We start from the raw sequence: 23,723 nt of genomic DNA on the forward strand, positions 1-23,723 counted from the left end.
AGGGTAGAGCTTTCCGCACAGAAAGGAGTCCCTAACCGATGAACAAAAGCATCAGTAGCCGATTTTTTACTTCTACTGCTATTTTGCTAATTTCCAGCATTCTTTGTATGGGCATCTGCCTGCTCTATTTTTCCACCAGCTACTTTCGCACCGAAAGTGAAAACAAGCTGCTCTCCAATGTACAAAACGTGGGCGATTTGTTTCGCTCTCAACTGGGCGGCACCGAACTTGCCGAGGTGAATGCACCTGCTATGCAGCAGGCGACCACCATCATTGCAAAATCTACCAGCAGCATTGTTTTTATTACCGATAATTATGGCAATGTCGTCACCTCTAACTACGGTGCTGAGCGCTGGTTAAATAAAACAGCCATTGTGCCCGACCGTGTACTCAACCAGACCTTTACCGACGGTAAGTATACTGAGCTTGGCCAGTTGGGCGGGATGTTTGAAAGTCGCTTTTACACCGCGGGTGCTCCGCTTGTCAACAGCCAAGGCAGCATTGTGGGCTATGTTTTTGCCTCCTCCGATGCATCCAGCTTAACCCGCTTTTTGGAAGATATGCTTTCGCTCTTCATCGTGGCTTCAGGCGTTATGCTGCTGCTCTCGAGTATTTTCTCGGTATTCCTCACCGGCCGTATGACAAACCCACTGCGCAAAATCAGCGAAGCGGCACAAAGCTTCGGCAACGGAGATTTTACCGCGCGTGTTGAGGTGGACGGCGACGGAGAAATTGCCCAGCTTGCCGAAACCTTTAACAATATGGCAACCAAGTTGGAGGCCATCGACACCTCACGCCAGAGCTTTATGGGCAATATCGCACACGAGCTGCGCACCCCAATGACGACCATCAAAGGCTTCGTCGACGGTATGCTGGACGGGACGATTCCCGAAGAGCGGCGCGACCACTATCTCGGCATTGTTTCGCAGGAGGTTGGCCGGCTTTCCCGGTTGACCCGCAGCATGCTGGACATCACAAAACTTGAAACTGGCGAATATGTAGTTTCGGCCGAAAACTATGATGTGTGGGATACCATCAGCTCCATCATGTTTAGCCGCGAGCAGCAGTTTATTGAACGCCGTATTCGGCTGACCGGTTTTAACCCGCAAAAAACCTGGGTTTATGCGGACCGTGACATTGTGCATCAGGTGCTTTACAACATTGTAGACAATGCCATTAAATTTACGCCAGACAGCGGCACCATTGATATTTCGGTAGAATCCCGTCAGGGCTTTGTCACCGTGGGTATCATGAACACAGGCGAGGGAATCCCCGAAGATGCATTGCCCTATGTGTTTGACCGCTTTTATAAGGCAGACCGCAGCCGCGGCCTGCACGCTCAGGGTAGCGGGCTTGGCCTGCACATTTGCAAGCAACTCATCAGCCGCAGCGGCGGTAAAATCTGGGTCGAAAGTGTGCCCGGTGAAAACACCAAGTTCTTATTTACGCTGCCTGCGGGCAAACCGGAAAAGCCAAACCGCAAGTAAAAGCATTGCCTTGCACTGGGTTTTGCAACTGTGCTTGCCTTATAAAAGCTTTGTGCACAACAAAATTCAGACAGTTCCCACAAACTTTTTTCACAATTCTCGGATACACTAAGCTCAAGAAAACAACGGCGGAAGTTTTCCACATTGTGGCTCCGCCCGTGTTGAAAATATATATGAGAGGTGTTTGCACATGGCAGACTTTAACAATGGCGAATTTAGGGATGAATTCACCACATCGGCCTCCTCTGCGCAGCCGGGTGGTCCCGTCCCCGAATATAGTTATCACAATTTTCAAAAGCCCCCAAAAAAACGAGGAAGCGGCAAAATTATCGCGCTTATCAGCCTTTTGCTGGTACTTGGCATCGGCACTATTTCCGGTCTTGGCATCGCGGTCTATCAGCTTACCGCACAGCCTGACAGCACAGCTAATCCGACAGGCGGTGAAGAGCATGTCGTGATTTCTCCGGCTATTAAAGAAGAAGGCCTTTCTACCAGTGAGATTGCTGCAAAAGCAATGCCCAGCGTGGTTGGCATCAATATCTACTCTGCACAGCAGGTGCAAAAAATCGGCGAAGCTTCTGGCATCGTGCTGAACACCGACGGCTACATTATTACCAACGCACATGTTGTTTCAGATGCGGCGGCAGTTACCGTCGTTCTTTCGGATGGCTCTGAGCATAACGCCGTAGTCATCGGCTCCGACAGCCGCACCGACCTTGCAGTGGTCAAGGTAGACCCCAACGGGCTAAACCTGGTACCTGCTGAATTTGGCGACAGCACCAAATGCAACCTTGGTGACGACGTGGTAGCCATGGGCAATGCAGGCGGCTACTACAACAGCGTTACCCGCGGTGTTATCTCCGGTCTGGACCGTGAGGTTTCCACCAGCATCGGCATCAACCTGATTCAGACAGACGCTGCCATCAACCCGGGCAACTCGGGCGGTGCGCTGCTCAACTCTTCCGGTCAGGTCATTGCCATCAACTCTTCCAAGCTTGTCGGCTCTGAGATTGACAGCATGGGCTTCGCAATCCCCATCAATGAGGCAAAGCCGATTCTCGATAACCTTATCAGCTATGGCCATGTAAAAGACCGCGCCCAGCTCGGTGTAACGATTGTTCCGCTGAATGCAACCACCGGCTCGATGTACGGGCTGCCGATACAAGGTCTTTATATCACTCAGATCAGCGAAAAGAGCAATCTTTTCCAGGCGGGCATCACTCGCGGCGACGTGCTGGTAAAAGCTAATAACGTTGTGCTGAGCGAAAGCGAAGATTTGATTCGCGAGCTGGAAAAGAACAAACCCGGCGACCAGATGATCCTTGTAGTAAACAAATCCAATGGTCAAGAAGTATCTGTTACGATTATTTTACAGGATGCAGATACCTTTGTGGTAACTCAATAAAATAAGTTAAAAAGCGTGCTCGGAGCCAGTTCTCCCTGCACGCTTTTTTTGTCGAAAAGTTTTCAACAGACTGTGAATTTAGATGTTGAAAACTTTTTTAGCTCGTCTTTTTTTGGCTGATTTACGTAATCTTTTTTCCACAAAAAAATGTGGAATTCTGCCTTGTCCTATTTTCTTCTGCGAAAAAAGCCGGAAAATGATCCGGCTTTTTTCGGTGGTGAGGCCCCACCCATATCGCGCAGGCGGGGCGTTTCTGCCCTATTGCCCACGCTCCTCCTTATTCTATGTTAGAAGGCTTGTTTGGGTGTGCATACAAAGCCCTTGTTTGCCCATACTTTTTTTATCGTATCATCTGCAAAGGAGGCCTTATATGAACCGCAGCAATCCCAACTATGCAATTGAGTGCACAATTGATGAGTGCGCCAACCACTGTGATTGTGAGCCCTGCTGTGCGCTGAGCCGTATTTCCATCTGTTCTTGCTCTGACACAAAAGCCCTGGACGCCGGCCACACCGAGTGCGCAAGCTTTAAACCAAAGCCGAAATATTAAAAGCTGCATTCTCTTTTTGGCATCGGCATCCATATCTGGCAGGCAAACTTCAGCGCCTGATTTGCTGTAAGCCTAAGGTTTTATCAGTAGCCCGCTTGTTATGGGCACATTGGGGCAACTGGCCTGCCTGTGCTTGATACCATAATGCTATTGCTGCCCGTTTACTTGCCTTCTAAGGGATGAGACGCAGGTAATGCAGGCGGCCAGAAATTTTAAAAAAAGTTGTGTCCATTGCTTTGGCTAAAAGTAATTTTAACGTAAACAAAAGCCATACCCAAAACCGGGTATGGCTTGTTTGTTTCAGTTTTTTACCGACTGCCGCAACAGCATTGGTAAAGCGATTACTCTGCTTTGGTTGCTTCCAAAACTTCAGCAGCTTCTTCGTTGGTCAGCTCTTCTGCTGTGCACTCTGCGCAGTCATCGGTAACGACAACAGCTTCGATTACTTCTTCAGCAGCTTCCTGCTTGGCTTTTTTCTCATAAGAAGCAAGCAGCAGTGCAATGAGGAGCACGACAACTTTGCCCGCTACGAGGCCATAAGCCAAAGTGGTGTCCTGGCTGCCCAGACCGAAAGAGTAGATCTGGCCGGCTGCCTGATACAGCAGGGCGAAAAGGCAGACATACAATACACCTGCATAAGTGAAACCCCAGCGCACAGACGCTTTCTCAAAGGCCGGCAGCGAAACGAGAATTGCACCTACCGGCAGAAGCATTACACCGAGAATCACCAGCGTGTGTGCGATGGAAAGGCTGGAGAATGGCATACTATTGAGCAGGCTGGTGAGCAAGAATACTTCGCCAAGGAAAACGACCGAGAAAATTGCGGAAGCGACCATACGGGCAGTGGATACTTTTTTCATACTATCAAACTCCTCTTATTGCGCCTTTCGGCTGCTTTTAACATGCTAAAAAAATTATAAACTGCGAATGTTAAAGATATGTGAAGACGAAGTGGGCGAAAAATAAAAGCTTTCACCGTAACGAGGCCAATTCGCTATCCTATTGAAACCTGCGGGCAAAACAGCTGCTTTTCTCTGTGTCCCGCTGTACGTTATCTACCTTTTCTTGCAAAAAGAGTATTTGCACAGACTTGTCCGATACAAAAAGAAAACGTTTTCGGTTTTTATTATAACACTGCTCTATAATAGCGTCCACCATAAATTGCCACTTTTTGACGATTTTATTTTTTGATAAAAAACAGCGAGGGCTGCTTGCTTATGGCAGCCCTCGCTGTTTTATCTTTTTAACTTTGCAGAAATAAGAAAACCTTATTCTTCCGGTGCGTCGGTGACGTCGGTAGCTTCTACTTCGATAACGTCCTCATCCGAAATAACGTCTTCCTCATCGTTGCGAGGAGTTGCGGCAACGGTGACAACCTTGTCGTTTTCACCCACACGCATTACGCGCACGCCGCCTGCATAGCGGCTCTGCACATTGATATCCTCAACATGCATACGGATGATGACACCCTCCGACGAAATCAAGATGATATCGTCCTCCGGTTTGACAACACGAACACCTGCAACAGCACCGCCCTTTTCAGAAGCATAGTTTTTGATGCCCTTACCGCCGCGGTACTGCAGGCGATATTCTGAAATCGGAGTGCGGCGGCCCTGGCCGTTTTCTGAAACGGTCAGCAGCTCGCCATCTTCCTGTGCAATCGCCATGCCAACAACATAGTCGCCGTCGTCCAGGGTAATGGCTTTTACGCCGCGTGCCATACGGGAAAGGGGACGTGCATCCTCTTCCGAGAAGCGAATCGCAACGCCGTTGTGGGTTGCAACAATCAGCTCATCTTTGCCGCTGGTAATACGGGTCCATGCCAGCTGGTCGCCCTCATCCAGACCAATTGCGATAAGGCCCGACTTACGGATATTGCGATAGCTTGCCAGCGTGGTACGTTTGATGATACCGTTGCGGGTAACCATCACGAGGTAGTTGGATTCATCCTCATCTTTTGCCACTTTCAGCATGCTGGTGATTTTCTCATCCGGCATCAGCGGCAAAATATTGACGATGTTGGTACCGCGCGACTGACGGCTGCCTTCCGGCACCTCGTAGCCCTTGATGCGATAAACACGGCCCATATTGCTCACAAAGAGGATGTAGTCATGCGTAGAGCCGATGAACAGCTCCTCGACGAAGTCTTCATCACGGCGGTTCATACCGATAATACCACGGCCACCGCGCTTCTGGCTGCGGTAGGTATCAGACGGCTGGCGTTTGATATAGCCAAAGTGGGTGAGGGTATAGACACAGTCTTCTTCGGGAATCAAATCCTCAATGTCCACTTCGCCCGAAACTGCGGCGATGTCAGTGCGGCGCTCATCGCCGTATTTGTCGCGCAGTGCAAGAATTTCGCTCTTTACGATTTCCAGCACCTTTGCGTCATCAGAAAGAATTTCTTTCCATTTTGCAATTTTGCCTTCTAGCTCGCCCAATTCATCCAGAATCTTTTTAATCTCAAGACCGGCGAGCTGACCAAGACGGAACGCCACGATTGCGGCGGCCTGCGGCTCGTCAAACTCGAACTTTTCTTTGATAGCAGCTTTTGCTTCTGCCTGGCCACCTTTACAGGCGCGGATGGTCTTGATAATCTCGTCTACGATGTCGGTAGCGCGGCGCAGACCATCGAGGATATGCGCACGCTCTTCTGCTTTGCGCAAATCGAAGGCGGTTCTGCGGCGAATGACCTCATCCTGGAAGCGGATGTACTTTTCGAGCATCTGCTTGAGGGTCATAACCTTCGGCACACCACCGTCGAGCGCCAGCATAATGACACCCACGGTGTCTTGCAGCTGGGTGTACTGATAAAGCTGGTTGAGCACCACCTGCGCATTGGCTTCGCGTTTCAGCTCAATAACAATACGCATACCGTTACGGTTGGATTCATCGTTTAAGTCACTGATACCCTCGATACGCTTATCTTTTACAAGGTTCGCGATGCTTTCGAGCAATCTGGACTTATTGACCATATACGGAATTTCGGTGACGATAATTTGGAAACGGCCATTCGGCTTTTCCTCAATCTCTGCCTTGCTGCGCAGAATAATTTTGCCGCGCCCGGTAGCATAGGCTGCGCGAATACCGCTGCGGCCCATAATAATACCGCCGGTGGGGAAGTCCGGTCCTTTGATGTGCTCCATCAAATCCGGCAACTCTGCTTCTGGGTTATCAATCAGGCAGATAACTGCGTCGATGACCTCGCAAATGTTATGGGGCGGGATGTTGGTTGCCATGCCGACGGCGATACCGGTAGAGCCGTTGATGAGCAGGTTCGGCACACGGCTGGGCAACACGGTGGGTTCCTGTTTCGACTCGTCAAAGTTCGGCATAAAGTCGATGGTATCTTTGTCGAGGTCGGTCAGCAGGTCAACTGCCATTTTGCTCATACGAGCTTCGGTATAACGATAAGCTGCCGGGGGGTCACCGTCTACCGAGCCAAAGTTGCCCTGGCCGTCTACCAGAGGGTAGCGCAGCGAGAAATCCTGTGCCAAACGAACCATCGCATCGTAAACGGAAGCGTCACCATGGGGATGATAACTACCGAGCACCGCACCGACGGTATCCGCCGATTTACGGTAGGGGTGAGAGGGGTCATTGCCACGCTCGTGCATCGTGTACAAAATGCGGCGGTGCACCGGCTTTAAGCCGTCGCGTACGTCCGGCAGTGCACGTGCCACAATAACCGACATCGAGTAGTCGAGAAATGCGTCTCTTACCTCTTTGTCGATATCACGCACGATCAGTTTCGTGCCTTGTATGCTAATGTTTTCTGTCATTATTCAACCAAAACCTTTCTGTGCCAATACGGTTTGCCAAAACGCTGCGGCAGTTTAAACATCGAGATTGCGCACGTATTTTGCATTCTTTTCGATAAATTCGCGTCTCGGCTCGACCTTGTCGCCCATCAGGATGGTGAAGGTCTCATCTGCCTTGGCAGCGTCCTCGACCGTGATCTGTACAATCACGCGGTTGTCCGGGTTCATTGTGGTTTCCCAAAGCTGTTCAGGGTTCATCTCACCAAGGCCCTTATAACGGCTTACCTTAGCGCCCTGACCCATGCCGGCAGAAATCGCCGACATCTCTTCGTCACTGTATGCGTAACGTATTTGCTGGCCTTTCGCAATTTTAAACAGCGGCGGCTGTGCAATATAGACGAAACCGCCCTCGATGAGGGGGCGCATAAAGCGGAAGAAGAAGGTGAGCAGCAAAGTGCAGATATGTGAGCCGTCGACGTCAGCATCGGCCATGATAAAGACTTTGTGATAACGCAATTTGCTAATGTCAAAATCTTCGCCAAGGCCACAGCCCAAAGCGGTAACAACTGGCATCAGCTTTTCGTTTCCGTACACTTTATCAATGCGGGCTTTTTCAACGTTCAGCATTTTGCCCCAAAGCGGAAGGATGGCCTGAATTGCAGAATCTCGGCCCATCTTTGCCGAGCCGCCTGCGGAATCACCCTCGACGATGTAGATTTCGGTTTTGCTGGGGTCTTTTTCACGGCAGTCTGCCAGTTTACCCGGCATACGACTGGTTTCCAGCGCAGATTTGCGGCGAACCAGTTCTCTTGCACGTTTTGCAGCTTCGCGGGCGCGGGCTGCATTCATGCTTTTTTCGTAAACTACCTTTGCTACGCCGGGGTTTTCTTCAAAAAATTCTTTCAGTTTGTCGTAAACCATGCCGGAAACCAACGTACGTACCTCGGTGTTGCCGAGTTTTGCTTTGGTCTGGCCTTCAAACTGTGCCTCTGTGAGCTTTACGCTGATAACAGCGGTCAAACCTTCACGCACGTCGCTGCCTGCAAGGTTATCATCTTTTTCTTTGATGTAGCCTTTTTCGCGGCCGAAGTCGTTAAATACGCGGGTAAGCGCAGTTTTAAAGCCCTCTTCGTGGGTGCCTCCGTCCGGGGTGTGGACATTATTGGCAAACGAGAGAAGCAGCTCTTTATAGCTATCGTTATATTGCAGAGCAATCTCTGCGATGGAATCGCCGAGCTGGCCGCGCAGATAGATGGGTTCCGGATGCAGCACAGTAAGCTGCTGGCGAGTATGGATATGCTCAACAAAGCTGCGGATACCGCCTTCGTAGCACATGCTTTCGGTTACAACCTCTTCGCCGCGCTCATCGGTAAGGGTAATACGCACGCCTGCATTGAGGAAAGCCTCTTCGCGCAGACGGGTGAGCAGCGTTTCGTAATCGTAGCCCAGCTCCTCGAACATCTCGGGGTCCGGTTTAAAGGTAACGGTTGTGCCGCGTCCTTCGGTGGGGCCTACTTTTTCAAGGTCGCCGTCCGCAACGCCGCGCTTAAAACTCTGGAAATATTCCTGGCCATCTTTGCGTACCCGCACCTGTAGCCACTCAGAAAGTGCGTTTACGACCGAAGCACCAACGCCGTGCAAGCCGCCGGATACCTTATAGCCGGAGTTATCGCCGCCAAATTTACCGCCTGCATGCAAAATAGTAAATACTACCGTAACCGCAGGAATGCCCAGTTTCGGCTGTACGTCTACCGGGATGCCGCGGCCATTATCGGTAACTTCGATGATATCGTCTTTTTTAATGGTTACTTCAATGTGGTTGCAGTAACCTGCGAGTGCTTCGTCGATGGCGTTATCGACGATCTCGTAAACCAGGTGGTGCAGTCCGCGCGGCCCGGTAGAGCCGATATACATACCGGGGCGCTTGCGCACTGCTTCCAGCCCTTCCAGCACCTGGATCTGACTGCCGTCATAATCGTGCTGTGTCATGTTTTCGTTTTCTGCCATGCTGCTGATTCTCCTTGCTTTTGCTCTTTATAGAGCAGTATGGGGCATAAATCTATGCCCGGTGGGGAAACCATCTTTCGCCTCAGTCCCCAGCGAAAAAAGTTTCCTTATATATTTTTAATCCCGTCGATATAGCCGCTTCTCTTTTTTAAAGTAGAGGCTGAAATCTGGGAAATATAGATGGTGGTACGCTGCCCGTTTGCAGTGACAATAAAGCTTTTGGGTAATTCGCTTGTTACATAAACGACACGGCCCTCAATTTCGCCTTTTCTCAAGTAATCGCGGGTGCGTCGGCTAATGGTAGAGGTATCCAGATCAAAGATACCGAGAATATCCCGGGTGCGAATAATCACATCGGTGCCAAGATGCAGATACATACAAACTTCCTCACTTTATTTTGCTCAAAGTTCCTGCTTCCATGCGGTAAACAGCGCCTTGCACGTGGTCAAATGGCGATGCTTCACAGCTGGTGATGAATACCTGCCGCCCCTCAATGCGAGAAAGCAGAAAATCCTGCCGTGCACTGTCCAGTTCCGAAAGCACATCGTCGAGCAGCATGACCGGCTGCTGACCGGTAGTAGCTGCAATCTGCTGTGCTTCGCTCAGCTTTAAGCTGAGTACAGCGCTGCGCTGTTGACCCTGGCTGGCAAATACCCGTGCTTCCTCACCGCCAATGCGAATTTCAATATCTTCGCGGTGGGGACCCGCGGTGCAGAATCCGGCACGCAGGTCAGCAGGGCGTCTTTCCCTAATTACCGTCCGCAGCTCCTCTGCGGTTTCGGCTGTCGGGCTATATCCAAACGTGCAGCTTTCGCTGCCGCTCGAAATACTTTGATAGGTACGCTGTGCTTCCTCAAACAGCCCCTCGGTGTAACGCTTGCGGTGAGCAATCATCTCGGCTCCCGCAGCTGCAAGCTCTTCATCAAAAGAATCTAAAAGATATTCTACATCTGGAAATCTTCTTGCATCTTTCAGCAGAGCGTTTTTTTGGGTAAGTGCCCGCAGATACCTTTTATAAATGCCAAGGTAGCCAGGATAAAGCTGACACAAAGCAGCGTCTAAAAACTTTCTGCGCTCCTCCGGGCTTCCCTTTACCAAAGAAAGATGGTTTGGGGCAAACACAATGGCGTAAAAATGACCCGCAAGATTAGTTGCACGCCCAAAATCCACACCGTTTATTTTAGCAAACCGTCCTTTTTTGTCGGCCTCGGCGCCGCCAATGGCAATCCGGAACATATCCTCACCGGTATCGCCCTCTGCCGTCGCAAGAATCTCAGCAAAGGGTGTGCCTTTGCGAACCAAATCACCATCTTTGCCGCCGCGGAAACTTTTGGCTCCCGAAAGCAGCCAGATGCTCTCCAGCAGATTGGTTTTACCCTGGCCGTTTTTGCCGCAGATAACAGTGAGACGGTCGCCAGGGGAGAGCGACGCTTCTTCAATATTGCGGTAGTTGCGCACACAGTGTTCTTTTAAAATCACTCTGCGACAACCTCTACTTCGTAATTTTCAATCCGCACCTTATCGCCCGGACGAATTTTTTTGCCGCGCATTGTGCAAACCTCTCCGTTTACATAGACGACTCCGTCCTGAATTGCAAGTTTTGCCTCGCCGCCCGTGGGCAGCACGCTAGCAAATTTTAAAAGGTCACCCAGTTTAATAAACTCGGTATGGATTGCACAGGTTTCTTTTTCGATCATAAAAATCCTCCTTTGGGATTTTCAAAAAGGCATCGGCTTTCACCGTTTTGTTCTTGCTCGCACCTTTTCTTTCTATTAAAAAAGGTATGTATCGAAAAAGCCGCCGCTTTTGGGCGCTTTTTCTGTTTTATCAGTCATTTTTAAAACGAACCGGCATAACAAGGAAGATAAAATCATTGCCCTCTACCGGCAAAACCTTTACCGGTGCAAGAGGCCCGGTCAGCTCAATCGCTACTTTATCGCAGCCCGAATACCGCAGGGCATCGAGCAAATAGCGGTTATTAAAGCCCACTTCCATCATTTCGCCTGTAAACTTGCAGGGCAGAGAATCCATCACTTTGCCCAGCTCGGTCTGGCAGCGCACGGTCAACTGCTTGTCAAATGTAACGCGAAGCGGATTTTTGAGCCGCTCGGTGATGATAAGGCTTGCGCGCTCGATCGATTCAATAAAGCTTTTCACTTCTACCTCAACGCGGGTCACGTGGTCCGGGTTGATGGTGCGTTTGTAATCGAGGAAAGCTTCATCCAGCAGGCGGCTGATGATGATGTAACCTTTTAAAGAGAACACGACATAGCGTTTGCTTGCGCTGATGACAACAGCCTCTTCTGAATCGCCAATCAATTTGGAAACCTCGGAAAGGGTTTTTGCCGGAATAACAAGGCTTACTTCGCGCCCTGCTTTGACGGGACGCTCACAGATAGCAAGGCGGAATCCGTCCAAAGCTACCAGTGTCAGCTTATCCAACTCCAGCGCAAATTTTTCGCCGGTATTCGCGGGCTTTTTGTCATCCTGCGAAACAGCATAAATGGTCGTGTCAATCATTTCTTTTAAAAGCGGGCCATCAATAGAGATAGCCTGCTCTACACCGCCGCTGCGCTCTTCACCGTTTCGAGCAGGCATTGCAGCTGCCGGCAGTTCGGGATACTCTTTTGCGGGAATACCGGTAATGTTGTATTCGGTAATACCACCTTTAATCGTGGTATAAAGGGTTTCGCCGCATTCAATCTCTACAATTTCCGAGGGAAGGCGGCGCACCATGTCACCGACCAGCTTCGCGTTTAACACCACCGAGCCCTCATCTTTAATTTTGGCGTCGATGCGGGTAGTGATGCCCATTTCAAGGTCATAGCCGGTCAATGTTAGCGAATTGCCTTCGGCAGTAAAGAGGATACCCTCAAGAGCGGCTACATTGCTGCGCTGGGTGACTGCTTTAGAAACTCCGGCAATTGCCTCCGAAAGGCTTTGTTTTTCACACTGAATTTTCATCTGCTTATCAGATCCTTTCCTTTCAACATGGTAAAAAATGGGAATTATGATTTTATCGTTTTGCCGCGGGCCGGCGCGGAAAAAATCAAAGGCTTACTTTTTTGCTCTCTGCTAACTTTTATGCGAAAACATTCGTTTCGCTTTTTCCACAATTCCGCTTGGGGCTTTTGTGCTCCATTTCAGTTTTCTGTTCGCAAAACAAACAAACTATCTTTAATAAAAAACAGTAGTAGTAGTGTTTGTGAATTTGTGGAAAAGAGTGGACAATCCCAGAGCTTGTCAACGAAAGCAGAGATTTTGAGTTTGCTGAATTGATTGTGGACAACTTGTGGTTTTCCACAGGGTTTTAAATTTTAAACAAAGCTGTTGAATAAATAATGTTTAAAGTTGAAACCAATGTTGAAAAACCACCCTATTTTGGGACGCATAAATATGCAAAAAAATGTAAAAATTTTTACGAGTATGAATATTGTGTATATTCTTTGCATACACAAACCAAAGCCTTGCTTTCAGCCTGTTTGTCAAAGAAAAAACAATATTCTACCCGCAGTGCATCAGCAAACAGGACCTTTCTGATTGTTTTTTCAGAAAGGCCTGTCTTACTTTGCATTAGGTTTTTGCGTTTTTAATAATATCTTCAATAATTTCACGGAAGCGGCTGTCTGTTTCCAGTTTCTCTTTCACTTCGTTGATCGAATAAACAACAGTGGAATGGTCGCGTCCGCCAAACTCCTTGCCAATTTCCTGCATTGTCATGCCGGTGATGTTTTGCACCACGTACATGGCTGCCTTACGCGCATTAGAAATATTGCTGTTGCGCTTGCGGCTGCGAATATCAGCAGGCGTGATATTGTAAGTTCTGGCTACCTCAGAGACAATTTTCTCAATGGTAACGGGCACCGGCTGGTTTTCGCTCAAAATATCCTTGATGGCATTCTGTGCAGCACCCAATACCGGCTGAATCCCCTCCAGCGTGTAGTAGGCATTCAGTTTTTTCACTGCGCCCTCCAGCTGGCGAATGTTATTTTTCAGATTGTTCGCAATATATTCCGAAACATCGTTCGGGATATTGAGCCCCAACAGGTCTGCCTTGCGGCGAATAATTGCGACGCGGGTTTCAAAATCAGGCGGCTGGATGTCGGCGGTCAGGCCCCACTCAAAACGGGTGCGCAGACGGTCTTCCAGGCTCTTGATTTCTTTCGGCGGGCGGTCACTGGCAAGCACAATCTGTTTGCCGGCATTATACAGCGTGTTGAAGGTATGGAAGAACTCTTCCTGAGTACTTTCTTTGCCGCCGATGAACTGGATGTCGTCGACCAGAAGAACATCAGCTGCACGGTATTTCTGGTGAAAGTCTGCCGTCGAGTTATCGCGGATGGCAGAGATGATTTCGTTGGTAAAAGCTTCACCGTCTACATAGACGATGTTATAATCCGGAAAGCTGCGGCCAATCTCGATGCGGATTGCATTCAGCAAATGTGTCTTGCCAAGTCCGCTTTCACCATAGATAAACAGCGGGTTGTAAGAACCGGACGGATTGGATGCAACCGCAAGTGCTGCCGCGTGAGCAAACTTGTTGGTGCTGCCAACGATAAAGTTTTCGAAGGTAAATGCATAGCTGCCTGCCGGGGCCTGGGGCACCAGCGGGTCTTTTTTCTCGGGCGGGGCTTCCGGCACCACAAATTCCAGTGCCACCTCAAAGCCGAGAAGCGCATTGAACCCTTCTGAAATCAGGTCCTGGTAGCGCTCAATCAGAATTTTTTTGAGAAAATCACTGCGGACTGAAATCGTCGCAGTGCCGCCCTCAAAAGAAATGGGGCGGAGTTCCTCAATGAAAAGGCGATAAGTAGCATCTACCAAACGCTCTCGGCAATATTCTTTGACCGCGGAAAATACCTCGTCAAAGGAATCCATAAAAGTAAACTCTCCTTCCAAACGCAAAAAAGCAGGGTATACCCCCCTTTTGTAAACGCTGCAAAATAAAAAACAAGGGCCGCGCAAAGCCCCAAAAAGCTATAATTGCGCAAAAATGTACCCTATGATTATACCACAAAACTCGTAATTGTGACAACCTTTATTAATAGTATTAATATATATAACAATTATATAAAAGAAGCTTTGGCTGGAAAAAGGAAAAATACCCAGCTCATAAAAAATAAAATTTGCCAAAGCAAAAAATAGAAAAAGCCCTTGACAGTGCAAAAGCGTTTAGGTTATACTTTTATTTTGCAAGGTTATACTTTTTATAACCACAAAATTTTAGTCAATAACGCCCCATCGGGCGGTCATCTTTGGAGGAAGTATTTATGAAAATGACGTATCAGCCCAAAAAACGGCAGCGCACTCGTGAACACGGTTTCCTGAGCCGTATGAAATCGAAATCTGGTCGCAAAGTGATCGCCGGCCGCCGCAGCAAAGGCAGAAAGAAACTGGCTGTCTAATCAGAAAAGGTCACTACGGTGGCCTTTTTTCGTATCTGTGGGTTTTAAAAAGGGGGTGTACCTATGCCACAACCAGCGCTCAAACGCAATGGTGAATTTTCCCGTGCTTATGCAAAGGGGAAGGCATTTGTGCATCCTTTTGTTGTGCTGTACGTATTTAAGCGGCGCCGCAAAGAGGGCGGCATGCGTATTGGCATTACCACCAGCAAAAAAATCGGCGGGGCGGTACAGCGTAACCGTGCCCGGCGTATTATTCGCGCTGCGTTTGCCTCTTTGCCCGTAGATGTGGACAGGCCGGTAGATGTGGTTTTTGTGGCACGTACTACCACAACCCGCATTAAAAGCACCGAGCTTGCCGAAGCAATGCAAAAGCAGCTTGCGGCGGCAGAGTTGCTGCGCGAATGATTTCGCGCGGGCTCATCGCGCTGATACGCGCGTATAAACGCTACTTATCGCCCCACCTGGGCAGAAACTGCCGCTTTTTGCCCACCTGCAGCGAGTATGCAATGCAGGCAATAGAGATCCACGGTGCTGCCAAAGGCCTGGTTCTCGCGACATGGCGCATTATGCGCTGTAACCCCTTTGGTGCGTTCGGCTTTGACCCTGTGCCCCTGAAAGGCAAATGGGTAAACCCCGAGCGCCGATTGACGAAGCCACGCTGAGATGCAGAGGCACATTCTGCGGTCGCGGTGGTAATAATTTTATGCCGTGCTTTGCGGCAGATAGGAAGAAGCTATGTTCAGTTTTATTGCAATCCCTCTGGGCTATGTGATGGAGTTCATCTATAACTTCTGCCAGAACTATGGTCTTGCGCTCATCCTCTTTACCATTGTTCTGAAAGTTGCGATGTTCCCCCTCGCAGTCAAACAGCAAAAATCCATGGCAAAAATGTCGGCCTACCAGCCGATGATGCAGGAAATCCAGAAAAAGTACGCCAAAGACAAGATGAAACAGCAGGAAGAAATGATGCGCCTGCAGCAGGATTACGGATTTTCTCCGACCGCCGGCTGCTTGCCCATGGCATTAAACTTCCTAATCATGTTCGGTATCATTGACGTTGTGTACAAACCCCTTACCTACATTCTGCATGTTAGCGACCAGGTTGTTAACGCAATGATGCAGGCAGCTAACATTGCTGCCAGCGAGGGCTTCCGTGCACAGAGCCTCCTCATCAGCATGGTACAGGAGAATCCGGGCACCTTTGCAAATGTTGTTTCTCCCGATGTGCTCGAAGGCATCCAGAACTTTAACTTTATGTTCTTCGGCATCGACCTTTCCAAAATCCCCACCGTCGGCTTTAACATGCTGGTTATCATTCCGGTGCTTTCTGTTGCAACCATGATTCTCAGCCAAATCATCATGACCAAAGCAAGCGGCCAGGAAATGCAGGGTAGCATGAAATACATGCCCTGGTTGATGAGCCTTATGTTCGTCTACTTCGGCTTTACCGTGCCTGTCGCATTCAGCCTTTACTACACCGTTTCTAACGTCCTCATGATTGTACAGAGCCTCATTACCAAAAAAATGTACGATCCCCAGAAGATGAAAGAGCAGCTGAAACAGGAAATCGAAGCGAAACGCGCTGAGAAAAAAGTAAAGAAAACGGTTACTGTAAAAACAGAAGAAGGCAAAGAAGAGAAAAAACAGGTTTCTGATGCACAGCTTGCAAGCATTCGTTTGCAGCTTGCCCGCGAACAGGATGCACTGCGCTATGCGGACGAGCGCACCGAGCGCCTGGATAATGCGCAGCCTGCAGAAGAAAAAGCGGCTGAGCCTGCCCCGGTAAACACCGAAGCAGAAATTGCAGACGAAACTTCTTTTGCAGATCAAGAGATGGCAAAAGAAGCTGAGCAGGCAGAAAAAGAACAATAATTCTGATTTGTGTGGTGTTTCATGCGCTCTGCTGCCGTTGCAGAGGGCGCAGGCAGCCTGTTTAACGGGCTGACCGGAAAGGAATGGTAAATCATGAAGGAAATTATCGCAACAGGTAAAACCGTTGAGCAGGCGCTTGAAGCAGCTTGCGCTGAACTCGGTGTATCCAGCGATGAAGTAAACTATGAGGTACTGGAAGTCCCCGTAAAGAAATTTTTCAAAAGCATCCCCGCAAAAGTGCGTGTTACCTACGGCGAAGAAGAGGTAGTGGCACCGAAAGAAGAACCCAAGGCCGCAGTTTCTGTAAAAAAACCTGAGCCGAAAAAAGAGGCTGTTACTAAAAAAGAGCAGGCCCCGAAAGCGGAAGTGGCACCGCAGAAACAGGCAGAGTCCCAGCCCAAAAAACAGGCGGAGGCTCCCGCAATGCCTGCTACCGGCGAAAAAGCCGATGCGGCGGTTGCCTTTATGAAAGAAGTCATCGCAGCAATGGGTGTTGAAGTTGACGCTGTTTCCGCTGTTAAACAGGGTGAAGCAACCATCATCCGCGTAGAAGGCGAAAAGGTCGGCGCACTGATTGGTCGCCGCGGCGAAACGATGGAAGCACTTTCTTACCTTGCGGGCCTCGTGGCAAACCGCACCGGTGGAGATTATGAAAAAATCGGTCTTGACGTTGCGGGCTATCGCAGCAAACGCGAGCAGGACCTTGCAGCACTGGCACGCCGTGTAGGCGCTAAGGTGCAAAAGACCGGCCGCAGCCAGGCGCTTGAGCCGATGAACCCGTATGAGCGCCGCATTATCCATTCCGTCATTGGCGAGATGGAGAATCTGTCCAGCGAATCTACCGGCGAAGGCGCAGCCCGCCGCGTAGTGGTTCGTTCCACCGCACCCGGTGCAGTGGATGGTGGCGAGCGTAACCGTGGTGGCAGAAACCGCGGTGGCAGAGGCCGTGGCGGTAAGCCCCGTCAGGCAGTGCAGCATCAGGATCGCCCGGAGCGCAAAGCACCGACCGGTGAAGCACCGGTGGCAGTTCCGCGCAGCACTACGCTGGATGAAAAAATCGATCTGCCGCTCTACGGCAAAATCGAATTTTAAGATTTGCCAGGGTAGGGCAGATGTCGTTTAATTGCATTTGTCTGATAAACGCAAACAGATAAGAAACAAGAGGTATCCGTATCACGCGGGTACCTCTTGTGTTTTTGTGGATGTATTTTACTGACAGATGTTTGGCACAAAGTAAAAGCGGCAAAAAGAAAGAATAGAAAATTAGAGTGTTATTTGCAGCATCATATATTTAGCTTTTACGACAAAAAGAGAGATGAACCGGCAAAATAGAACTAAAATATCTATTAATTTGATATATTTTAAATATAAAATACAAACTGTATTTTATGGATGCAAGAATATGTTGTAGCAGACCTCGTTTTGTAGTAAAATATGCTGGGATTATAGTATTTTTCTGCGTCTTATCGACGCATTTTAAAATAGCCGGCATCACTTCAAACAAGACTTTAGCAAAAACAGAGAATTGCTGTTTGTGTGATTTTAATGCGCGTACTCATCAAAAATATTGCGGCATTTGTGTTTTCATGACGCAAAACATTTTATCATCACGCATTACACAGCTACCGGCTATTATTTATAAATTTCAACTCATTAACAGGGGGAACCACCATGAATACAACCATCGCCGCTATTGCAACGGCAGCCGGCAAAGCAGGCATTGCTGTTGTCCGCCTTTCCGGGCCGGAAGCCTATGCCATTGGAGCAAAGGTGTTTCGCCCGATAAATCCATCCAAGCAGCTGCAAAACGCAGCGGGCTATACTGCACTGTTCGGGCATTTTGTGCGAAATGGGCAACGTTGTGATGAAGCGGTGGCTCTTTGCTTTCGCGCGCCAAAAAGTTACACCGGCGAAGATGTAGTGGAACTATCGGTGCATGGCGGCACCGCAGTGGTAGAAAATTTGCTCAAAGCTTGTTATGAGGCAGGTGCAGTACCAGCAGCTGCTGGCGAGTTCACCAAGCGCGCATTTCTTTCCGGACGCATCTCGCTTACCCAGGCAGAGGCGGTAATGGAAATGATTAATGCGACCTCGCAACAAGGGGCAGCCGCAGCAAATGCTGCGCTTGAAGGTGCGCTATATCGTCGCATCCATACTGTCAGCGATACGCTCACGGTGCTTGCAGGGCATATTGCGGCTTTTACCGATTACCCGGAAGAAGATGTTGACGAGCTATCGACCGAGCATTTGATAGAAACACTTACCGGAGCAGAACAAATTTTATGCGCGCTGATTGACAATTACGAGGCAGGCAGCATTTTGCGCCGAGGTGTTTCCACTGCGATTGTTGGCAGCCCGAACGTTGGCAAAAGCACCTTACTGAATTTACTTGCTGGATGCGAAAAAGCAATTGTAACGCCGGTTGCTGGCACCACCCGCGATGTAGTGGAGCAGGACGTCAGCTTGGGTGGAACGACACTGCTGCTGGCAGATACCGCTGGTATGCGTGTGACCGAAGATATTGTTGAGGCGGAGGGGATTCGCCGCTCTAACCAACGGTTTGAAGAAGCCAACCTTGTGCTTGCGGTTTTTGATGGTTCCCGTCCACTTTCGGATGAGGACAAGCAGTTGGCGCTGCGTTGCAAGGGCCGATTGGCACTCGCCATTATCAATAAAAGTGACCTTTCTCAAGTAATAGACATTGCTGATTATACAGAATGTTTTAAAAATATCATTTATGTTTCTGCTAAAGAGGATAGCGATATGCAAAAAATTGCCGAGGCAATTCGTGCACTGGTCATCTCAGCAGACATTGACCCCGATGCCGCACTGCTTGCAAACCAGCGTCAGCTGGCCTGCGCCAAAACAGCACAGCAGGCATTACAAGAAGCACTTACAGCTGCCAAAGAAGGCTTTGCCGTAGATGCCGTATCCGTTTGTGTGGATGATGCCCTTGCAGCACTCTACGAGCTGACTGGCGAATCTGCTACCGATGCTGTAATAGAAGAAGTATTTTCAAAGTTTTGCGTGGGCAAATAGTCCAAAAAGTATTATTTGAACAATTTATTACGATAAAAGCTTTTGAAAAAGTTAAATATGCAAGTTCAGGTCAAGTTTTCCACACTAAATTACTATTTGTGTGGAAAAAATGGCGACTCAAAAATCTTTCCACATGCTCTTCAAGGTCAGTGGAAAATAAAAAATATTCTGCAATGCTTTCTGCTGATGCAGAATCTGAGCCCGCAGTTTCTTGTGAAACGAAAACAGGCTGCTGTGGACCTCTCAGAAAGGAAATGAGAAAATTGAAACTCGGAAGTTATGATGTAATCGTTGTAGGGGCGGGCCATGCCGGTATTGAAGCGGCAGTTGCTGCGGCAAGACTTGGCTGTAAAACTGCGCTGTTTACCATGAGTCTGGATGGGGTGGGCAACCTGCCCTGTAACCCCTCTATTGGTGGCACGGCAAAAGGTCATCTTGTGCGAGAAATTGATGCGCTGGGTGGTGCTATGGGCATTGCCGCAGATGCGACCTTTTTGCAAAGCCGTATGCTCAACCTTGGCAAAGGTCCCGCGGTCCATTCGCTGCGGGTACAGACCGATCGCCAGCGGTACCATGAATATATGAAACAGTTGCTGGAGCGCACCGAAAATCTGGAGCTGAAACAGGGCGAAGTGACTGACTTGCTGATGGACGGAGAAAAGGTGACCGGTATCCGCACCCGACTGCACGCAGAGTATGATGCCAAGGCCGTAGTGATTGCGACCGGTACTTACCTTGCAGGCAAAATTTTTGTAGGCGATGCCAACTATGCCAGCGGTCCGGATGGACAGCACGCGGCAGAAGGTCTTTCAGACAGTTTACGCAAAGCGGGCATTTCTCTGCGCCGCTTTAAAACCGGTACGCCTGCCCGCGCCAACCGCAGAAGTATTGATTTTACCGAGCTGGAAGTGCAGGCAGGCGATGAGCCGGTGGTTCCATACAGCTTTATGACAACCGAAGAGCTGCACAATAAGTGCGTTTGTCATATTACCTATACCAATGAAAATACTCATCGTATTATTTTAGATAATATTCACCGTTCGCCCCTTTACGGCGGCATGATAGAGGGAATTGGTCCCCGTTATTGCCCCTCGATTGAAGATAAGGTCATGCGTTTTCGGGATAAGCCCCGCCATCAAATCTTTATCGAGCCGTGCGGAGAAACTACCGACGAAATGTATCTGCAAGGGATGAGCAGCAGTTTGCCCGAAGATGTACAGAACGCGTTTTATCATACCATTAAAGGCCTTGAGCATCTGGAAATTATGCGTCCCGCCTATGCCATCGAATACGATTGTTGTGATTCTACCGAGCTTGCAGCAAGCCTTGCCTTTAAAAAGGTGAAAGGCCTGTATGGTGCGGGCCAGTTCAATGGCACTTCCGGCTACGAAGAGGCCGCCGCACAAGGTCTGGTTGCCGGCATCAACGCCGCACGTGAAGTACAGGGGAAAGAGCCAGTCATTTTAGAGCGCCAAGGCAGTTATATTGGCACGCTAATTGACGACCTTGTTACCAAAGGTGTTATGGACCCCTACCGTATGATGACGAGCCGAAGCGAATACCGGCTTTATCTGCGCCAGGACAATGCGGATGAGCGACTGACAAATATCGGCCGTGAAATTGGCTTGGTAGATGACGCACGCTGGGCACATTTTACCGAAAGCCAGCAGGCAAAGCAGAATGAACTCAAACGTCTTGCAAAAAGAGTGATTAAACCGGCCGAAGCGGCTGCGCTTTTAGAAACCAAAGGGGAGCCGCCGCTTATTTCGGGGGTTCCGGCATTGGATTTGCTTCGTCGACCTTCTATCACTTATCGTGATATTATTTCGATGGTAGGCCCTGCAGAGGGCGTAACAACACACGTTGCGGCTCAGTTGGAGACTGAAGTGAAGTACGAAGGCTATATTAAACGGCAGCAGGCAAAAATTCGCGCGCTCGAACGACAGGAACAGGTTGCAATTCCAGATAATTTTGACTTTAACGCATGTTCTGGCCTTCGTATGGAAGCGCGTGAAAAGCTTTCTAAAATTCGGCCTGCTAATTTGGGGCAGGCGAGCCGTATTCCCGGTGTTACGCCTGCGGATATGGCAGTGCTTTCAATTGAACTTACAATTAAAAAGAATGTCCTAAAAAAGGAGACCAGCAATGATTGACCAGAAACGATTGATTGAACGGGGAGAAAGCTACGGGCTTGACCTTGCCCCAATTGCGAAAAAACTTGATATCTATGCTGATTTTCTGGTGGAATACAACCAAAAAGTCAACCTTACCGCTATCACTGACCCCGAAGGCATCGAAAACAAACATTTTATTGACAGCCTTTTACTGGCTGCTTTGCCCGAAGTGAAGGGGAGGCTGGTAGATGTCGGAACAGGGGCAGGATTTCCCGGTGTGGTCGCAAAACTGTATAAGCCTGAGCTGGAATTGACGCTGATGGAGCCGACGGGCAAGCGTGTAGACTTTTTAAAGTATCTCTGCGAAAAGCTGGATATTAAAGCAGAATTTGCAAAAGAGCGTGCAGAAGAGGCTGCCCGTAAAAAATGGAGAGAGCAATTTGATGTGGCGACTGCACGCGGTGTTGCTGCGTTGCCGGTCCTCTCAGAATATTGCTTGCCATTAGTAAAAGTGGGCGGCGTTTTCATTGCGATGAAAAGCGATGACACTGCAGAATTAGCGGCATCTGGCGGTGCATTGTCGAAGCTCGGTGGCGAATTTTTGCGCAGAGAAGAGAAAAAACTCCCCGATGGTGCCCAAAGAAGCCTCATTTTAGTAAAGAAAATATCGCAAACTTCGACTGTTTATCCCAGAAACGGTGGCAAAATTGCAAAAGCCCCTTTAAAATAATACACAAAAGTCGAATCGTGTAAAAGGAAAATGTTAGCGTTTTATACACACCTGTGCTATTCTTGTTGCAGGGAGAAAGAAAAAGCAATTTCAAGCAGAAATGAATGCTTTGGTGCGGAAATAAGCAAAACCTCGCAAAGATTTGCTCTTTTTTCGCCGCTTTCTCGCCGGGACAAGGAAAGGACGGGTGTGTTTTGCTTTTTACAAAAATACAGGCAAAAGCGGGTGTAGTTATGCTGCCCATCGAACGAATCGAGCCGTCGCCATGGCAGGCACGTCGTGAGTTCGACGAAGCGGAACTGACAGCACTGGCGCTCAGCATCAAAGAAAATGGGTTGCTGCAACCAATCACTGTGCAGCGCGAAGACAAAAACTACCTTTTGGTAGCAGGGGAACGCCGCCTGCGCGCTTGCAAACTGTGCGGCATGACACAGGTACCCGCCATTATTACCAATTATGATGCAGATGCGGCAGCAGTCCTTTCTCTTGAAGAAAATCTCCAGCGTTCGGCCTTGCGCCCGTTTGAAGAAGCGGAAGCTTTGCGCCAGCTGATTAGCATTTGGGGTTGCACCCAAACACAGGCAGCAACGCGGCTTGGCATTTCCCAAAGCGCGCTTGCGAATAAACTCCGTTTACTTACACTTTCGCCGGAACTTCGCACAGAATGTGAGCGGCTGCACCTGACCGAACGCCACATTCGAGCCTTGCTGCGCTTACCTCACGATGGAGAACGGGCAAGGGTTCTTGAAACAATCGAAAAACGTCATTTAACTGTAGCAGAAACCGAAAAAGCGGTGGAACTGCTGCTAAAAGATAAAAAACCTCAAAAACCACGCAAAAAAGCAATGGTCCGCGATGTACGCATTTTCGTAAACACCGTAGACCGCGCAATCAGCTTAATGAAAAGCGCAGGAATTGCAGCTTCAATGCGGCGCACCGATGGAGAAGAATACATAGAGTATGTGGTGCGCATCCCCACTGTCTGACGACTGACCCGGATAGTGGTAGCACTCCGCACGCTGCTGCATAATCCCGGCCGTCAGTAAAATAAAATCAACCCCCTTACACCAATGAAGAGGCGACAGCGATAAGCTGTCGCCTCTTCATTTTGTGGAAAAGAGAGCAAATTGTTCCACGTGAAACATTTTATGAAAAACTTTCAGCTTAATATAGTTTTTTACCCTAACTACACTTAAAATTAGCTCTATTAATACTGAAAAAGAAGATGCTCTAAATGTTTTAAACACGGTATCATGCGACTGCTCTTTAAAAAAAGATGCCGTCATCCAATTTCCGTACTAACGTAAAATAAAGTTACATTTATATAATAATTACTTTATATGTGTATGCCAC

The 23,723-nt window shown here is 49.0% G+C and carries 20 protein-coding genes; 12 read left to right on the top strand and 8 right to left on the bottom strand.

Annotated elements, in window-relative coordinates:
- The first annotated feature begins 38 nt into the window (after window positions 1-38).
- From C1A11_RS04710 to C1A11_RS04720, 3 genes are all read left to right on the top strand, one after another.
- Window positions 39-1,487, top strand: coding sequence for a sensor histidine kinase (locus tag C1A11_RS04710; protein WP_102049329.1), 1,449 nt, complete (start codon window positions 39-41; stop codon window positions 1,485-1,487).
- A gap of 190 nt (window positions 1,488-1,677) precedes the next feature.
- Window positions 1,678-2,892: a S1C family serine protease gene (locus tag C1A11_RS04715; protein ID WP_102049330.1), complete on the top strand. Its 1,215-nt coding sequence runs from the start codon at window positions 1,678-1,680 to the stop codon at window positions 2,890-2,892.
- A gap of 370 nt (window positions 2,893-3,262) precedes the next feature.
- Complete coding sequence (locus tag C1A11_RS04720; RefSeq protein WP_102049332.1) at window positions 3,263-3,442, top strand: DUF1540 domain-containing protein; 180 nt, start codon at window positions 3,263-3,265, stop codon at window positions 3,440-3,442.
- Window positions 3,443-3,783: 341 nt separating this feature from the next.
- Here the strand turns inward: C1A11_RS04720 and C1A11_RS04725 are convergent, their stop codons facing one another.
- The 8 genes from C1A11_RS04725 to dnaA form a co-directional block, all read right to left on the bottom strand.
- Window positions 3,784-4,302 carry a hypothetical protein gene (locus C1A11_RS04725; protein ID WP_102049334.1) on the bottom strand — a complete coding sequence of 173 codons (519 nt, stop codon included), beginning with the start codon at window positions 4,300-4,302 and terminating at the stop codon, window positions 3,784-3,786.
- A gap of 408 nt (window positions 4,303-4,710) precedes the next feature.
- Window positions 4,711-7,224 carry a DNA gyrase subunit A gene (gene gyrA / locus C1A11_RS04735; protein ID WP_102049337.1) on the bottom strand — a complete coding sequence of 838 codons (2,514 nt, stop codon included), beginning with the start codon at window positions 7,222-7,224 and terminating at the stop codon, window positions 4,711-4,713.
- A 54-nt stretch (window positions 7,225-7,278) separates the two neighbouring features.
- Entirely contained in the window at window positions 7,279-9,210 is a 1,932-nt protein-coding gene (gene gyrB, locus C1A11_RS04740) for a DNA topoisomerase (ATP-hydrolyzing) subunit B (protein ID WP_102049339.1), read from the bottom strand.
- 107 nt (window positions 9,211-9,317) lie between these two features.
- A complete protein-coding gene (gene remB / locus C1A11_RS04745; RefSeq protein ID WP_102049342.1) occupies window positions 9,318-9,587 on the bottom strand; it encodes an extracellular matrix regulator RemB in 270 nt (89 codons plus the stop codon).
- Between the two features lie 10 nt (window positions 9,588-9,597).
- Window positions 9,598-10,689, bottom strand: a complete 1,092-nt coding sequence (recF, locus tag C1A11_RS04750) for a DNA replication/repair protein RecF (RefSeq protein ID WP_102049343.1) — start codon at window positions 10,687-10,689, stop codon at window positions 9,598-9,600.
- Window positions 10,686-10,907, bottom strand: coding sequence for an RNA-binding S4 domain-containing protein (locus tag C1A11_RS04755; protein WP_102049344.1), 222 nt, complete (start codon window positions 10,905-10,907; stop codon window positions 10,686-10,688). The genes recF and C1A11_RS04755 overlap by 4 nt, the downstream gene beginning before the upstream one ends.
- A gap of 130 nt (window positions 10,908-11,037) precedes the next feature.
- Window positions 11,038-12,174: a DNA polymerase III subunit beta gene (dnaN, locus tag C1A11_RS04760; RefSeq protein ID WP_102049346.1), complete on the bottom strand. Its 1,137-nt coding sequence runs from the start codon at window positions 12,172-12,174 to the stop codon at window positions 11,038-11,040.
- Between the two features lie 609 nt (window positions 12,175-12,783).
- Complete coding sequence (dnaA, locus tag C1A11_RS04765; protein ID WP_102049347.1) at window positions 12,784-14,088, bottom strand: chromosomal replication initiator protein DnaA; 1,305 nt, start codon at window positions 14,086-14,088, stop codon at window positions 12,784-12,786.
- Window positions 14,089-14,480: 392 nt separating this feature from the next.
- On the opposite strand from dnaA, the gene rpmH reads away from it, so the two are divergent.
- The 9 genes from rpmH to C1A11_RS04815 all read left to right on the top strand — a co-directional run bounded on the left by rpmH (window position 14,481) and on the right by C1A11_RS04815 (window position 23,356).
- Window positions 14,481-14,615: a 50S ribosomal protein L34 gene (gene rpmH, locus C1A11_RS04770; protein ID WP_102049349.1), complete on the top strand. Its 135-nt coding sequence runs from the start codon at window positions 14,481-14,483 to the stop codon at window positions 14,613-14,615.
- Between the two features lie 63 nt (window positions 14,616-14,678).
- Window positions 14,679-15,020: a ribonuclease P protein component gene (rnpA, locus tag C1A11_RS04775; protein WP_102049351.1), complete on the top strand. Its 342-nt coding sequence runs from the start codon at window positions 14,679-14,681 to the stop codon at window positions 15,018-15,020.
- Window positions 15,017-15,277: a membrane protein insertion efficiency factor YidD gene (gene yidD / locus C1A11_RS04780; protein WP_102049352.1), complete on the top strand. Its 261-nt coding sequence runs from the start codon at window positions 15,017-15,019 to the stop codon at window positions 15,275-15,277. Before rnpA ends, yidD begins: the two co-directional genes overlap by 4 nt.
- A 73-nt stretch (window positions 15,278-15,350) precedes the next feature.
- On the top strand, window positions 15,351-16,487 hold the full coding sequence (locus C1A11_RS04785) for a YidC/Oxa1 family membrane protein insertase (protein WP_102049353.1): 1,137 nt from the start codon (window positions 15,351-15,353) through the stop codon (window positions 16,485-16,487).
- 93 nt (window positions 16,488-16,580) lie between these two features.
- Window positions 16,581-17,579 carry an RNA-binding cell elongation regulator Jag/EloR gene (gene jag / locus C1A11_RS04790; RefSeq protein ID WP_242965837.1) on the top strand — a complete coding sequence of 333 codons (999 nt, stop codon included), beginning with the start codon at window positions 16,581-16,583 and terminating at the stop codon, window positions 17,577-17,579.
- Window positions 17,580-18,158: 579 nt separating this feature from the next.
- Window positions 18,159-19,526: a tRNA uridine-5-carboxymethylaminomethyl(34) synthesis GTPase MnmE gene (gene mnmE / locus C1A11_RS04795; protein WP_102049356.1), complete on the top strand. Its 1,368-nt coding sequence runs from the start codon at window positions 18,159-18,161 to the stop codon at window positions 19,524-19,526.
- 254 nt (window positions 19,527-19,780) lie between these two features.
- Window positions 19,781-21,679, top strand: coding sequence for a tRNA uridine-5-carboxymethylaminomethyl(34) synthesis enzyme MnmG (gene mnmG / locus C1A11_RS04805; RefSeq protein WP_102049360.1), 1,899 nt, complete (start codon window positions 19,781-19,783; stop codon window positions 21,677-21,679).
- On the top strand, window positions 21,672-22,370 hold the full coding sequence (rsmG, locus tag C1A11_RS04810) for a 16S rRNA (guanine(527)-N(7))-methyltransferase RsmG (RefSeq protein ID WP_102049361.1): 699 nt from the start codon (window positions 21,672-21,674) through the stop codon (window positions 22,368-22,370). Before mnmG ends, rsmG begins: the two co-directional genes overlap by 8 nt.
- Before the next feature lie 194 nt (window positions 22,371-22,564).
- Complete coding sequence (locus tag C1A11_RS04815; RefSeq protein WP_242965838.1) at window positions 22,565-23,356, top strand: ParB/RepB/Spo0J family partition protein; 792 nt, start codon at window positions 22,565-22,567, stop codon at window positions 23,354-23,356.
- Window positions 23,357-23,723: the final 367 nt, after the last annotated feature.

It is taken from the genome of Pygmaiobacter massiliensis, from assembly GCF_900199435.1.
Lineage (GTDB): Bacteria > Bacillota > Clostridia > Oscillospirales > Ruminococcaceae > Pygmaiobacter > Pygmaiobacter massiliensis.